Genomic DNA, 13989 nt, shown 5'->3' with positions numbered 1-13989 from the left:
CCGGACATATCCAGGGCGTCAGGCCGTTCGCTCTCTCCTCGCTACCGGTCCCTGAGGCCGGGGGCGGGCGGGGTCCGCGGTCGCAGGCGCTCGCCCTGTGGCCCGAACATGATCAGGTATTCGACCGGGCCGCCGGGGCCGGCGTTCGCGACCCCGTGGGGATCGCGGGTTTCGAACTCGGCGACGTCCCCGGCACTCAGGACGAGGTCCTGATCGCCGAGTGCGAGCCACAGCCGCCCGTACAGGACGCACAGCCATTCCCAGCCGTCGTGGGAGACCTGCCGGGGCCGCGCGGGCGGCTCCTGGACGGCCGGCAGGACGTGTTTGTGGGCATGCAGGCCCCCGACGTACCGGGTCAGCGGCAGCACCGCCTTGTCGTCGCCGAAACGCTGGAGCGCGGAGGCGCGGGGAACGGCGGCGGGGGCGGTGCCGGCCAGCTCGTCCAGGGAGACGCCGTACTCCTTCGCCAACCGCAACACCACTTCCAGGGTGGGCTTGCGCCGACCGGTCTCGATCCGCGACAGCGTGCTCGGGGAGATGCCGGTCGCGCGGCTGACGCCGGTGAGCGTGGAGCCGCGCTGCTCGCGCGCGGCCCGCAGCCGGGGGCCCATCGCCGCCGGCGTGCCGGTCATATCGTCGCCTGTCATCCGCTCCGCCCCTTCTGGACGCGCCGCTCCACCATCCTGTCCTGCACATTTGCCAGACTGGCAAGAGTAATCGCGTCGGACGGGCACCGCGCCGCATGATCGGGGGGTACCTGTGTCCACCCGCGAACCGAGGAGAAGCTCCCATGCAGCCCGAGCCGTCCGACGCACTCCGTCACCGCACCGTCGAGGCCCCGGCCGGACGTCTGCACCTGGCCGAGCAGGGCACCGGACCGCTGGTCCTGCTCGTGCACGGCTTCCCCGAGTCCTGGTACTCCTGGCGCCGCCAGCTCCCCGCACTCGCCGCGGCCGGCTACCGGGCGGTGGCGATCGACGTGCGCGGCTACGGCCGCTCCTCCAAGCCCGCGGCGACCGACGCCTACCGGATGCTGGACCTGGTGGAGGACAACGTCGCCCTCGTGCACGCCCTCGGCGAGGAGAACGCGGTGGTCGTCGGCCACGACTGGGGCTCCAACATCGCCGCCACCTCCGCCCTGCTCCACCCCGAGGTCTTCCGGGCCGTCGCCCTGCTGAGCGTCCCGTACGCGCCACCCGGCGGCCCCCGCCCCACCGACCTCTTCGGCCGGCTCGGCGGCCCCGAGCAGGAGTTCTACATCTCCTACTTCCAGGAGCCCGGCCGCACTGAGACGGAGATCGAGCCCGACGTGCGGGGCTGGCTCGCGGGCTTCTACGCCGCCCTGTCCGCCGACACCATGCCCGCCCAGGGCGAGCCCGACCCGCACTTCGTCGCCCGCGGCGGCCGGCTGCGCGACCGCTTTCCCGCCGGCATCCTCCCGGCCTGGCTGACCGAGGACGACCTCGACGTCTACGCCGGAGAGTTCGAGCGCACGGGTCTGACCGGCGCTCTCAACCGCTACCGCAACATGGACCGCGACTGGGAAGACCTCGCCCCCCACCGCGGCGCCCCGATCAAGCAGCCGTCCCTGTTCATCGGCGGCGCCCTGGACGCCTCCATCACCTGGATGTCCGACGCCATCGACACCTTCCCCACCACCCTCCCCGGCCTGGCCGCCTCCCACCTCATAGAGGGCTGCGGCCACTGGATCCAGCAGGAACGCCCCGAGGAGACCAACCGTCTGCTGACCGACTGGCTCAGCACCCTCACGGGCTGAACCGCCCGGGCGCGGCCGGTGCTGCCGTCCGGGTACTCCCGGCGGCCGAGCCGGGGCCTGCCCGACCATCCCCACCCGGCCCGCTCCCGCACCAGACGTACGCCGCGCTCGTGGGCGGGCCGCTGGACGGACTGCCGCCCGACATCACCGGCTGGCGGCCGGAGGAGCTGGACGACGGTGTCCTCCCTGACCACCGAGCTGCTCACGATCCGGGCCCGGCCCCTGCGCATCGGAGGACCGGATCCGCGCCGTGCGGCCCTGGACACCGGTGAGACCGTTTTCCACTGCGACCCTGTCCCTGTTCACCCGGCACAGGGTCGGCCGACCTGTGTGGCGGGCGGCCGGTCACAGCGAGGAGCGCCGGGAGTCTGGCTGGGCTGCCGAAGGCACGGTAGAACGCGAGCCCGGCCGGAGAGAGTGCGAACAACCCGGACAGTGATGTGACAGGCTCGATCGACATCAGCGTGAAGGCGGCGATCATCCGCCACTGGAGTCGTTGAACCCGGGTTCCGGAGTCGAGCAGCGGGCCGAGACGGCGGTGGCGAGCGCCCGTCATCTCGCGGATGTCGTCACCCCCCACGGCCTGGAGCGAGGTGGCGGCCGAGGACGTGCTGGACGCGATCGACGTCCTTACTGCCGCGTTGTCCGGGATCGGCCCGGAGACCGCCGGGGCGCTCGCGTCAGCGGTTGCGGCCACCGCAGAGGCGCGCCGCCGGCTCGGTCTCCCCGCCGAGGCTGACATGGCTTTGCCCGGGGACGCGGCCGTACAGACCGCCGGTACCGGGCAACGGGCCACACCCAGGGAAGCCGGCCCGGCGCCGGGCGGGGCGGCGTGGGCCCGGGCCTCCGGTGTACGGCGTGGTGGTCGGGGTGGTCACGGCGTCGGCGGGTCCGCCGGCTTGGCTCGTTGTGGGTGGATCGTCTCGTGGCGGGCCAGCATCGCCACGTACTCGGCGATCTTCCGGGTGCGCGTCTCGGTCCGCTTGACGGCATTGACCCGGTTGATGAGGGCGAAGCGGTTGGTCTTGGTGAGCACCTCGAACATCGCCTGCGCCGCTGGGTCGGCGGCGATCGCGGCTCGCAGGTCGGCCGGCACCTCCGCCTCCGATGACGGTGCGTAGGCGGCCGCCCACCGGCCGTCGGCCTTCGCGGCGTCCACCGCGGCGCGGCCGGCGGGCAGCATCAGGCCGGCCGCCTCCAGCCGGGCCACGTTGGCGACGTTGCGCAGCGACCAGACACTGCGGGGCCGGCGCGGGGTGAGCCGCCTCCAGGAACTCCCCTCGTCCCGCTTGCGGGCCTGGCCGTCGATCCAGCCGAAGCACAGCGCCTCGTCGACCGCCTGCTGCCAGGTCAGCGTGGTGACGGAGCCGCCCTTCCTGGTCAGGGCGAGCCACACGCCAGGAGAGGCGGTGTGATTCTCCAGCAGCCACGCGCGCAGCGCCGCGCTGTCAGCGACGATCAACTCATCCAGCTCGGTTCCGGTCACCACCGCAGGTTAGTGCCGCGACCCGGTGCCGCGACCTGGCGGGGTGTGACTCGTTGAACCCGCAGCGTCGGTGCCGGCCCGGCTCGCCCACCACGCCCGCCCCGGTGAGCTCGCCGTCGAGGTCGGCACAGGGGTCTTCAGACCGATGATCTCGACCGTCTTGCCGCGCTGGACGTACTTCAATTCGATCGCGTCCAGGGCAGCGACCGTGGAGGCGTCCCAGATGTGCGCTGGTACGACGCCCACGCCCACGCCGCCGCCGTCACCTTGACCGCTGCCGGCTCACCGGGGCCGGGTGCCGGGGTGGTGTCTACTCGGCCCTGCTGATGCCCATCGCCTGTTCCACCATCTCGTCGCTGAGGCTCGGGGTCTCCAGCGGAGGATCGTCGGGGCGCCGACGAAGACCGTTGAGGAGGATTTCGAGGTAGCGGCGCCAGGTGTCCGGCTGCTGGCCGTGGGTGAACTGGGCGGCGGCGTACACCATGTGCTGGATGACGGGGATGTCGGCGGGAGTCACCTCGGGGCGGAGATCCCCGCTTTCCCGGGCCCGGCGGATCAGGGCCTGGAGCAGGGGCAGCATGCCGTCGCGTGCCGAGTCGATGGGGGCGGATGTGTGCGCGCCCAGCATGAGCACTTCGTACAGGCCACGGTTCTCGGCGAGGTCGGCGGCCATCTCCATCAGGAAGTCGACCAGGCCCTGCCAGGGGTCGGGGTGTGCGAGGGCTCTGTCGGCCGCTTCCTGGCGTATCCGGAGGTCCTGGGCGAACAGGGCCTGGATCAGGGCTTCCTTGGTGGGGAAGCGGCGATAGACGGTCCCTACGCCGACTCCCGCGTGGCGGGCCACGCCGTCGAGCGTGACCCCCAGCCCCTGTTGGCCGAAGACCTCACGTGCCGCGTGGAGGATGCGCTCGCGGTTGAGGGCGGCGTCTCGGCGCAGGGGGCGACCGCCCTCCACCGGATCGCTCTGCCGGGAACTCTCCGTCATGCGGCACAGGATAGTCCCGCCGATCCAGGGCGGTTCGCGATGACTCCGCTGGAGGGGATCCCGGCCGGTGCGGTCAAGCGTTCCCTTGGAGACGCCCCTCAACGCTGAGGAGTCGGCGCGGAGTTGCTCGCACTCCGGACCCGGCGGTGCTACGGTCATTAACTGGAGATATCTTCTCCACTTACTGGAGGGGCCGCTATGGCTGCATATCGCAGGTTAGGCGTGATCGCCGGGATCACACTTCTCGGTCTGGGTGGGACGGCATGCTCGTCCGCCGGACCCGTGACATCCACCGAGGCCCTGGAGATCGCGGCCGTGACCAAGACGGCCGACTGCCCGAAGTCCCCCGCCGCCCCCGGCGGGCCACCCGAAGGCGCCGTTCCGATCGCGAAGACGGTCAAACCGGCCAGTACGCGATCCAGCACGGTCATCGTTCCGGACGGACCACAGATCCGCTGCGGGAAAACCCAGGTGACCATGCATCAGAACATCGTGTACGCGTCGCCCACCGCCGGAGGCGTGCGGCACGACCTGAGGCTGGATCTGCAGATCCCGCGGACGAAGGGCCCGAAGCCCCTGGTGGTCTACATCACCGGCGGCGGATTCCTGATGGCGGACAAGACGAACAACCTCAACCAGCGCACCTATGTGGCCGAGCAGGGTTACGCCGTGGCGAGCATCGAGTACCGCACCACGAGGACCGGCTCCACCTACCGGGACGGCGTAGCGGATGTGAAGTCGGCGATCCGCTATCTGCGCTCCCATGCCGACGCCTTGGGCATCAGCACCGACAAGGTGGCCGTCTGGGGCCAGTCGGCCGGCGGCTATCTGGCGGCCATGACCGGCGCCACCAACGGCAGAGAACAGTTCGAACAGGGCGACCACCTCGACCGGAGCAGCGACGTCCAGGCCGTTGTCGACCAGTTCGGCACCCATGACCTCGCCAGGACCGCCGACGACTTCGACGCGGAGACCAGGGCCCTCAACATGGCGCCCAACAGCTCCATCAACGCCTATGTCTTCGGACCGAACTCGACCAAGACCGTCCTGACGGACCGCGCCGCGAACCGGGCGGCCAACCCCGCCACCTACCTCAGCCCGTCAACGCCACCCTTCATCCTGCTCCACGGCGACAGCGACCGCATCATCTCACCCAGCCAGTCACTGATCATGCTCGACGCCCTCAAGGCGAAGCGGGTCCCGGGCACGCGCTATGTCATCAAGGGAGCCGACCATGGCGACCTGGCCTTCCTCGGTAATCCCGAGGCCGGAAAGAAGTGGACCACACAGAAGGTGATGGGCACGATCACCCGATTCCTGGACAAGGAGCTCCGGGACCGACGGTGAACCACCGCTTCCGAGTATGTGGTAAGCGGGTCAGGGGGTGAAGCTGCCCAGATCTCCGCGCAGCCGCCGGGCGCGGAGGACCAGTTCGAGTTCAAACGCCGGCTGATCTCGTGAAGGCTGGGAGACTCCCGTGACCGGGTAGCCCCCCTCGGGAACACCCGGGTGCGGGGATCGGCTGGGTGTGAACGGGGCCACGGCCACGGTGCCGCCGTGGCCGGTCAGGCGGGCGTGGAATACGACGGCAAGAACGCCGGCTGGATCGGACGCGGAAGCGGCGAACAAAGAGGTCCTCGACAAGGCATTCGCGTCGGCCGTTGTCGGCTGTATGTCGCGCTCCGGGGCCCCTGTCGGGTGTCGTATCGGAATGATTTGTTCTAGCTGTTGAGTCGACTGGAAGCCATGTCTTCATGCGTTTAGCGCATGATTTATTGGTAGGGTGTGGTCATGGGAATGGGTTTGGAGGAGTCGCTGCGGTTGACGGTGGCGGCGTTGATGCAGGCGACAGGGGATTCGCAGCGGGTGGTCGCGGAGGTCCTGGGGCTGACGCAGACACAGGTCTCGCGCCGTCAGTCCGGTGCCGCTTCGTGGCAGCTGGCCGATGTGGACACCCTCGCTGTCCACTACGGCGTCCGTCCCCTCGACCTGCTCGACGGGCCGACGAGGGCGTGCGAGGCGCTGCCCGCGGACCGGCGGCGCACCGTGAGGGTGAAGGGAGCCGGCCGGTGAGCGACCACGACTTCGAGGCGATCGACTCGCTGCTGTCCTCCGTCATCGAGCAGGCCGTACTTCCCGAGCCCGGGGTGCGCAGGGAGCTGCGCGAGCGCGCCCGCCTGTCCAAGGCACAGGTCGCCAAAGCGCTCGGGGTGAGTCCGTCCACGCTGTCCGGCTGGGAGTCCGGCCGCGACCCCTCGGGTGAGATCCGTACGAAATACGCGTACCTCCTCGACGGCCTCGCGGCGAAGTTCGCCACCGAGCCCCCGGCCGTCGAGGACGGCGTGGACCTGGTCGACATCGACCCCGCGTCCGAGGAAACGCCCTCCGAGGCCGCCGCCCTGGCCCCCGGGAACGACGAGCCGGCCGATGACGTCGAGGCCCTGGCGGTGCCCGAGCCGTGTGTGCTGTGCGGGAATCCCGCCTCCCATCGGATGGACGGTTTCGCGCAGCACCTCGACCCCGCCGACTGCCACCCCACTCCCACCCCTCCCGTCGCCGCTTCTCCTGCCGTGGCTCCCGCCGAGCCGGGACCAGCCGCCGACGCCACCCCCGCCCCGGCAGGGAGCGCTCCCGCTGCGCAGGCGTCGCCGCCGGTCTCGGAGCGCGCCGTGCGTACGAGCCGCCCGGCCTCGCGTCCGGCGTCGGTGAAGCCGCCGCGTGGGCGGGCGTTCCAGGAAGAGTCCGGCCCCGGCGTCCTCATCGTCCAGGCTGTCCGGGCCGCGCTCGCCGAGCACGGTGGCGATGTCGACGAAGCCACCGCCGCCCTGATCAAGAAGGCGATCCCGGACGCGATGGCCCTCCTCGACGAGACCCGAAAAGGCGCCCGCTACGACATCGTCGCGCACCCCGCCCTGCCGAAGGTCCTCCGCAAGCAGACGGCGAAGGGCGCCGACCAGGTGTGGGAGGCCCGCCCGAAATGGACAAGGGCAGTACCGCCTCCGGGCGTGCACGAGGTGACCGCGCTCGACATGAACGCCGCCTACCTCTCCGCCCTGAAAACACACCTGCCGATCGGCCAGCTGGAACACTCCACCGGCTTCGACTTCGACCGCCGCCGCGCCGGAATCCACCTGATCACCCCACCCACCTGGAACCACAGCGACGTCCTGCCGAACCCGATCGGCCAGCGTGACGAGCCCGGCCCCCTGTGGGTCACCGAACCCACCCTGCGTCTCCTGCTCCGCCTCTCCGGGCCGAAGCACCAGCTGTGTGAGCCCCCGGAGATCCACGAGTCGTACACCTCCGGTTCGACGGAGAACCTCCTGGAGAAGTTCCGGATCACCCTCACCGACGCCCGCGCGCAGGCGATCGAGGACGGCGACAGTGTGACCCTGGAGTATGTGAAGGCGATGTACTCGAAACTTGTCTCGACGATGGGGGAGTCGAACTACAACCGCGAGCTCTACCGCCAGGACTGGATGCATCTGATCCGCTCCCAGGCGTTCGCGAACTTGTGGATGAAGGCGTGGAAGGCCCACACCGAGGGCCTGCACGTCGTCCGCGCCATGGGCACCGACGAACTCCACGTCATCGGCGACTGGCGGCATGTGTTCCCCGAAGGCCGCGGCGTCACCGAGGTCAAGGTCAAGGACACCTACACCATCGGCACCACCACCGAAGACCACACCACGACTGGAGAGAGGGAGTAAGTGCCTGAGAAGAACATCGAGTTCGGCAAGTACGGCGCCGACGGCATCAAGGGCGGAGACGCGGTCGCCGACCAGCTCGACAAACTCGCCGGAGGCATCACCACCCCCGTCACCGCCAAACGCGGCTGGACAGCCCGCCTGAACTACCTCACCCGCACCGGCCACGCCCGGGCGGCGGCGAAAGCCGCCGGCCTCACCGTCACCGACCGCACCCTCAAAGCCTGGCTCGAAGGCAAGCAGAAGCCCTCCCGGGCGAGCCTGGAGAAAATCGAACGCGTCTACCGGGTTGTGCGCCGCCAGAACGTGGCCAAGCATCTCCTCAAGCGCCTCAACAAAGACGGCCGCGGGACCCGTATCGAGATCCACCCGCTCAACCAGTCACGGGTCGCGCAGCGCAACAAGCGCGTCCTCACCCACCGGGACATGAACGTCCGCCGCTGGGACAAGCTCGTCGGAGCGTGGGCAGCCGGCGACCACCGGGGACTCGAAGACGCCTGGGACGACATCATCGGCGACCTCGGCTCGGACTGGGGAAGCTACGAATACGTCACCAGCGTCGGCTTCGCCGCATAGAAGAAGCGAGCAACCCCAGAAGCCTCCCATCGCCGGGAGGTTTCTGTTTGGGGGCGCCTTGAGCCGCTGCTGGACATCAACCCGTCCCGGAGTAGATCAGCCCCACGGCCTCCCGGACGGGGCCGCCAGGCACTCACGCCGTCTGCCCCGACCCGGCCCGCACCGCGCCCCTGGGCCACCGCACCGCCATGCCCCAGATGGACGCGAGGTCCTCCAGCCACCGCGCGGGCAGTTCGTCCGCCCACCGCCCGGTCAGCGCGAAGGGGAGAGTGGTCAGGCGTTCCAGCACGATCAGGGCGACAGGGTGCGCGAGGAGCTCGTACCGCCCACGCCGGGAGATCGCCGACCCGGCCTGTAGTCCGCGAACAGCCCCACCAGCCGCTGTCGCACCACCACCAGCTCGTAGGCGCGCAGCAGATCCGGGTCGGCAGTGAACAGATACCCGTCCTGCCGCGACCACACGAGCGGCGGCAATTCCTGGTCGCTGATCTGGTCCCGCGGCATCGCCGACCCGCTGCGTGCCTGGCCCGGGGAGAGCTCGGTGGCGCGCAGGAGCTGGCCGGAGAGGAGTCCGGCGGGGCGGGCTTCCATCCTCGAGCACACGAGCGATATTGGTCTGCACGGTCGCGCGTTCGTCCTCCGAGGGGGCGCGGCCCCGCATCAGAGGGACCAGCCGGCCCGTCGCGGCCACGAACTTGTGACCCGCCCCGATCAGGTCGAGGAACTCGATCGTCCGGTCCAGACCCCGCACCGCCGGAGTCAACGGCGCTGTCCCCACGGGTCCGTGGGGACAGCTGCTCGGAAGGTGAGGGCAGCGAGGGGGTGTCCGCCTGTAGCGCGGCCACCCCCGGGCGTTTGAGCAGTAGCACCGTCCAGGAAGAAACGCGGACTTGGCCGGCACTGGCTGCCAGATGCGGGGAGGGGGCGGGGTATGAGCCATCAGACACGCCACTCTCGCGCCATCTGAGGAGGAAGTCAGCCTTGGCTGCGTCCTGTGTGCCTAGGCTGTCTCGTAGCAGTACGGAACATGCACGGGCCCGTGGGGGGACCCTGGTCGCCGAGGCCACGGCGACGGTCCCGCGCCATCTGCGTGAGGAGCCTCGTCATGACTACGCCGGCAGCGCCCGGCAGCCCGTACAGGGGCCGCATTCACTCATCCGGTACCGGCTTCTCGTTCCTGTCCCGCCGCGTCGTGCGTGCTGCGGGCCGCTTCCAGCAGCTGCCGCCAGGGCGTCACGGTGGGCCAGCGGCGCAGTAGCGTGCGCCTGTCCCGCTCGGTCATCCCGCCCCACACGCCGTGCTCGACCCGCCCGTCCAAAGCATGGGCCGGGCGCTCGGTGCGATGGTCCTCGAGCCGGGCCAGGAGCTGCTCACCCATTCTGCTGTGCCCTCCATACGCCCAACAATGCCTGCATCGTCTTGGCGCTGATGTGTTCGGGTCCGAGGATTTGCTCGAAGCTGGCCAGGACCTGCTCCTGGAGGTGGATGGCCTCCTCGGCGCGTCCAGCCCGCCGGTAGGAGGTGGCAAGATCGCGGCGGGCGGTGAGGGCGTTCTCATGTTCGGGTCCGAGGATGCGTTCAAAGCTGGCCAGGACCTGCTCCTGGAGGTGGATGGCCTCTTCGAGACGGCCTGCCTGCCGGTAGGAGGTGGCAAGATCGCCGCAGGCGCTCAGAGTGTCCGGGTGTTCGGGTCCGAGAACGCGTTCATGGTCGACAACGGCCTGTTCCTGGATGCGGATGGCTTCGACTCTACGTCCTGTATACCGGTAACAGAGAGCAACGCTGCGACGGGCGGTGAGGGTGTGGGGGTGTTCGGGTCCGAGGATGCGTTCCCGGTCGATGACAGCCTGCTCCATGATGCGAGTGGCCTCCTCAATACGTCCTGCCTGTCGGTACGAGGTGCCGAGGTTGCCGCAGGCGGTGAGGGTGGCGGGGTGCTCGGGTCCGAGGACGTGTTCGTGGTCACTGAGGACCTGCTCCTGGAGGTGGATGGCTTCCTGGGTCCGTCCCGCCTGCTGGTAGGAGTGGGCGAGGTTGCCGCGGGCGCTGAGGGTGGCCGGGTGCTCGGGTCCGAGGATGCGTTCCCGGTCGATGGCAACCTGCTCCTGCAGGCGGATGGCTTCCTGGGTCCGTCCCGCCTGCTTGTATGAGGCGGCGAGGTTGCCGCAGGCGGTGAGGGTGGCCGGGTGCTCGGGTCCGAGGATGCGTTCCCGGTCGATGGCAACCTGCTCCTGCAGGCGGATGGCTTCCTGGGTCCGTCCCGCCTGCTTGTATGAGGCGGCGAGGTTGCCGCAGGCGGTGAGGGTGGCCGGGTGCTCGGGTCCGAGGATGCGTTCCCGGTCGATGGCAACCTGCTCCTGCAGGCGGATGGCTTCCTGGGTCCGTCCCGCCTGCTTGTATGAGGCGGCGAGGCTGTTGCGGAAGCTGAGGGTGTGGGGGTGCTCGGGTCCGAGGATGCGTTCGCAGTCGATGACGACCTGCTCCGCGATACGGATAGCCTCCTCAAACCGTCCCACCTGCCGGTACGAGGTGGCGAGGTTGCCACAGGCGACAAGAGCTGTTGGGTGCTCGGACCCGAGGATGCGTTCGCTGCGCGTGGCTAAGTCGTGCCAGTAGGAGACGCTGGCCAGACCTGAGTCGAAGAGGCTAGTACCTGAACGAAAGAGGACTTCATGTGCTTCGGGTTGCCACAAGTGATCGCCGGAATGGTGGTCGAGTATGCCGGTATTGGCCCGCAACGCAGCGGCGAGGTCAGCATCCGCATGATCAGGCTCGGGCCACACTTCCCGCAACATGTCGGCAGCGGCTACAGCCAGTACAGGGACCTGCTCCTCGACGGTGGTCTCCCTCACCGCACGGGCAGTGAGGGCGTGGATACGGATCGCCCGGGGCTCAGCACTGGTGTTACAGGCGAGCAGCGCGTACCGGTGAAGGAGGCGCAACGCGCTGTGAGCCTGCTCGGATGTGATAGACGGTAACTCTCCGAAATCCTGCTGCTGCGACGGCTCAGCCCTGTGCCCACCCAAGTGAGCGAGCGCTGCCTGGGTGCTCCACAGGGCATGGGGATGACCGGCCGGGTCGAGGAGAGCGGCCAAGCGCAGGACTGGCTCGGCGAGCCCGGCCGGATCGGCCGCACGCGCCGCGTCGAGAGAGAGCAGCAGCGTGATGGCGACCTCTCGCCCATACCCTTCGGTATCCGCCCACGACGGCAGGGCCTGACCAAGACGCGTCTGACGGTGGTTGAACCGGTCGAGGTAGGCCGCGCAGGTGAGTTCCTCGTTGATCATGTAGGCCGCGGCATGTCCCAGTGCAAGAGGGAGAAGCCCGAGCGCTTCGGCCAGAGCACCCACCTGATCGTCAAGGAGATACTCCACCCCGTCGCCGGTCAGCCGGTCCTGCACGTAGGTGACGGCTTCCTCAACCGTGTAGACATCGATACCGATACGGGTACGCCCGCCGCCGGTGAGCCGCGCGTCCTGGAGCCGGGTGGTGGCCAGAACCCAGCCCGACCCGGTACGGCTGACCGGCCACCAGGAACCCATAACCGCCGGATCAGTGACATCATCCAGAACCACGAGCCACCGCCGGGAAGTGGTCCCGAGCCACGCGAGGAACGCCCGCGCATCCGTCTCCGGATCCCGCCCGTCAGCTTTCGGCGCCCGTACCCGGACCGCAGCCTGCGCGTACTGGGTGATCACCTGCTGAACATCCATCGCCCCGGCCCAGACCACAAGGTCAGTCCCCTCAGCGAGGGCGTCAATGGCGTAGGCGGCGGCCAACTGCGACTTCCCGACTCCACCCCCACCGCACAAGACCTGAGTGAGCACCACCGCACCACCCCGCGAACGGGCCGCGTCCACCCGCTCCCGCACGGCGGCACGAGGCTGAAAAGCGGAGGCGAGCCCTGGCACCGGCCCAATCTCCACCGGCCACACCACCTCACTCTCAGGCACCAGCGCCTGGTGAACATGCTGCTCACGGACGTACAACACCTGGCTGTTCGCACCGAAGGCGGACCCCTCAATGTTCCCGCCCGCCCCCACCCCACCCCGTCGCACATCCACCTGCCGTGTTCCGTCGATGACCGGCACGGCGTCCTGCCCCAACCCATCGTCCCCGTCCCCGTCGACGACGGCCTGCTGCTCTGGCAGGCCGGCTTCGCTGTCGGTTACAGGCTCGGTCTCCGCTCCGTCCATGGTGGGAGAGCGTTTTTCGCGGTTCCAGAAGGGTGGTGTCATCGTTGGCTGTCCTCCCCGAAGGCGTTCCCCGTGATGTCCCCGCCGGCGGCGGTTCCGCCCGGACCGGCCTGGACGTCATCACCCGTGCCGGATCGTCGCGCGGTGGTGGACCCGGGCGTCCGGGGACCAGAGATTTGCGACCGGTCGCCGATGGCGTTGCCGGTGATGTCACCGCCCGCAGCGATCCCACCGCGCCCGGCCCTCACCCGTCTGCCAGCACGGTCCCCGGCTCTGCTTCCGGAACCACCCGGGGTGCGGGCCAGAGCGGCCACGGAGGCAACGACTGCCGCCAGACCCCCGATCGCACCGGCGATACTCGCCACCTGCCCCGCCGTATCCAGATCAGCCAGGACCACGACCAGCACCAGCCCCGCCGACACCAGCCCGGCCAGCACCACGGCTGTCCACAGCCAGACTCTTCCCCACCCCGCGCCCCCCGCCATCAAGCACTCCCAATCGTGTGAAGCCGAACCTGAACACCCCTACCTTCAAGCGCTGTTGAGACAGCGGCGACAGGGCGCTACGTTCCCTGAACGGTAGCGTCACAGCACCACGGCGGCACCCACTCCGGAACGACACCTCTCGCCGACCGCCGTTCGCATACTCCGCCGATTCAGAACGATAGGAGCCAGAACGCGGTCCAGGCTCAGGAGAAGGACGGCAGTCCTGCGCAATTCCGACTGCCTGCGCTCGAAGGACCGGCTACCGCAAGTCTTTCCGCCGACGACTGACCGACTCGCGGGGAAGGGACATTCCGATGTGGTCGGCCCCACGGCCTGCCCCGGATCTGCTCAGCCACCCTCCACTGGCCCTCGTGTTTGCGAGGCCGTCACTGGCCCGGCCCTCCAACGACGCAACGACGCGGTCCTGCAAGGGGCCAGGGCGCCCGTACCTCGCGACCACGGAATGCGGCCCGTACTCCGCGTACAACCGCACCAGCCGCTCCCGGTACCGGCCCACGAACGCCTCCAGCTGCTCCGGGTACGTTTCCCGCTCCTCCTCAGTGATCACCGACCACAGGACGGGCAGGACCTCTCCGGTCATCGAGTCGCCGGGCACGGGCACCGCGAACGCGGCGTAGACCGCACCGCAGCCGCCAGAACCGGGTCCGCAGCGCCGTCCCGCACGTCGGCCACCGCCCGCCGGACCGGGCCGCTGGTGTATGTGTCCGTGCTCACCGCGTCGCCCTCCCCGCCCGCGCTGTGGTGGTCCACCGCATG

General features: G+C 69.5%; 12 protein-coding genes and 1 pseudogene. 5 read left to right on the top strand and 8 right to left on the bottom strand.

The annotated features are described in order from the left end of the window. Positions 1-41 precede the first annotated feature (41 nt). Positions 42-647, bottom strand: coding sequence for a helix-turn-helix domain-containing protein (locus IE247_RS31155; RefSeq protein WP_190126702.1), 606 nt, complete (start codon positions 645-647; stop codon positions 42-44). Between the two features lie 143 nt (positions 648-790). On the opposite strand from IE247_RS31155, the gene IE247_RS31150 reads away from it, so the two are divergent. Next, positions 791-1777 (top strand): alpha/beta fold hydrolase, encoded by a 987-nt coding sequence (locus IE247_RS31150; protein WP_190126701.1) that lies wholly within the window; start codon positions 791-793, stop codon positions 1775-1777. Positions 1778-2651: 874 nt separating this feature from the next. On the opposite strand, the gene IE247_RS31145 is transcribed toward IE247_RS31150, so the two are convergent. Next, complete coding sequence (locus IE247_RS31145) at positions 2652-3266, bottom strand: YdeI/OmpD-associated family protein (protein ID WP_229869472.1); 615 nt, start codon at positions 3264-3266, stop codon at positions 2652-2654. A gap of 307 nt (positions 3267-3573) precedes the next feature. After that, a complete protein-coding gene (locus tag IE247_RS31140; protein ID WP_190126699.1) occupies positions 3574-4248 on the bottom strand; it encodes a TetR/AcrR family transcriptional regulator in 675 nt (224 codons plus the stop codon). A 282-nt stretch (positions 4249-4530) separates the two neighbouring features. On the opposite strand from IE247_RS31140, the gene IE247_RS31135 reads away from it, so the two are divergent. From IE247_RS31135 to IE247_RS31120, 4 genes are all read left to right on the top strand, one after another. Continuing rightward, the gene (locus tag IE247_RS31135) at positions 4531-5595 is read left to right on the top strand and encodes an alpha/beta hydrolase (protein ID WP_229869471.1); all 1065 of its coding nucleotides are present in this window, start codon (positions 4531-4533) and stop codon (positions 5593-5595) included. Between the two features lie 444 nt (positions 5596-6039). Next, complete coding sequence (locus IE247_RS31130; protein ID WP_190126697.1) at positions 6040-6321, top strand: helix-turn-helix domain-containing protein; 282 nt, start codon at positions 6040-6042, stop codon at positions 6319-6321. After that, the gene (locus IE247_RS31125; protein ID WP_190126696.1) at positions 6318-7958 is read left to right on the top strand and encodes a helix-turn-helix domain-containing protein; all 1641 of its coding nucleotides are present in this window, start codon (positions 6318-6320) and stop codon (positions 7956-7958) included. Before IE247_RS31130 ends, IE247_RS31125 begins: the two co-directional genes overlap by 4 nt. Continuing rightward, complete coding sequence (locus IE247_RS31120) at positions 7959-8531, top strand: transcriptional regulator (RefSeq protein WP_190126695.1); 573 nt, start codon at positions 7959-7961, stop codon at positions 8529-8531. Between the two features lie 133 nt (positions 8532-8664). Here IE247_RS31120 and IE247_RS31115 read toward each other — a convergent pair whose 3' ends face one another. The 5 genes and pseudogenes from IE247_RS31115 to IE247_RS31100 all read right to left on the bottom strand — a co-directional run bounded on the left by IE247_RS31115 (position 8665) and on the right by IE247_RS31100 (position 12769). Then, the gene (locus tag IE247_RS31115; protein WP_190126694.1) at positions 8665-8820 is read right to left on the bottom strand and encodes a hypothetical protein; all 156 of its coding nucleotides are present in this window, start codon (positions 8818-8820) and stop codon (positions 8665-8667) included. Positions 8821-8822: 2 nt separating this feature from the next. Further along, positions 8823-9122 (bottom strand): hypothetical protein, encoded by a 300-nt coding sequence (locus IE247_RS31110; RefSeq protein WP_190126693.1) that lies wholly within the window; start codon positions 9120-9122, stop codon positions 8823-8825. A 19-nt stretch (positions 9123-9141) separates the two neighbouring features. Continuing rightward, positions 9142-9471: pseudogene (locus IE247_RS34625) on the bottom strand (DUF6192 family protein); the annotation flags it as partial. 213 nt (positions 9472-9684) lie between these two features. Further along, complete coding sequence (locus IE247_RS31105; protein WP_190126692.1) at positions 9685-9909, bottom strand: WhiB family transcriptional regulator; 225 nt, start codon at positions 9907-9909, stop codon at positions 9685-9687. Next, positions 9902-12769 carry a tetratricopeptide repeat protein gene (locus IE247_RS31100; protein WP_190126691.1) on the bottom strand — a complete coding sequence of 956 codons (2868 nt, stop codon included), beginning with the start codon at positions 12767-12769 and terminating at the stop codon, positions 9902-9904. The genes IE247_RS31105 and IE247_RS31100 overlap by 8 nt, the downstream gene beginning before the upstream one ends. Positions 12770-13989: the final 1220 nt, after the last annotated feature.

It is taken from the genome of Streptomyces inusitatus (genome assembly GCF_014651115.1).
Classification (GTDB): Bacteria; Actinomycetota; Actinomycetes; order Streptomycetales; family Streptomycetaceae; genus Streptomyces; species Streptomyces amakusaensis.
The sequence above is the reverse complement of the archived record's forward strand: the minus strand, read 5'-3'. Positions and strand labels throughout refer to the sequence as shown.

Coding starts and splice junctions, on each gene's coding strand:
- IE247_RS31155 (WP_190126702.1), bottom strand. CDS start 647: ATGACAGGCGACGATATGACCGGCACGCCGGCGGCGATGGGCCCCCGG.
- IE247_RS31150 (WP_190126701.1), top strand. CDS start 791: ATGCAGCCCGAGCCGTCCGACGCACTCCGTCACCGCACCGTCGAGGCC.
- IE247_RS31140 (WP_190126699.1), bottom strand. CDS start 4,248: ATGACGGAGAGTTCCCGGCAGAGCGATCCGGTGGAGGGCGGTCGCCCC.
- IE247_RS31130 (WP_190126697.1), top strand. CDS start 6,040: ATGGGAATGGGTTTGGAGGAGTCGCTGCGGTTGACGGTGGCGGCGTTG.
- IE247_RS31110 (WP_190126693.1), bottom strand. CDS start 9,122: ATGGAAGCCCGCCCCGCCGGACTCCTCTCCGGCCAGCTCCTGCGCGCC.
- IE247_RS31105 (WP_190126692.1), bottom strand. CDS start 9,909: ATGGGTGAGCAGCTCCTGGCCCGGCTCGAGGACCATCGCACCGAGCGC.
- IE247_RS31100 (WP_190126691.1), bottom strand. CDS start 12,769: ATGACACCACCCTTCTGGAACCGCGAAAAACGCTCTCCCACCATGGAC.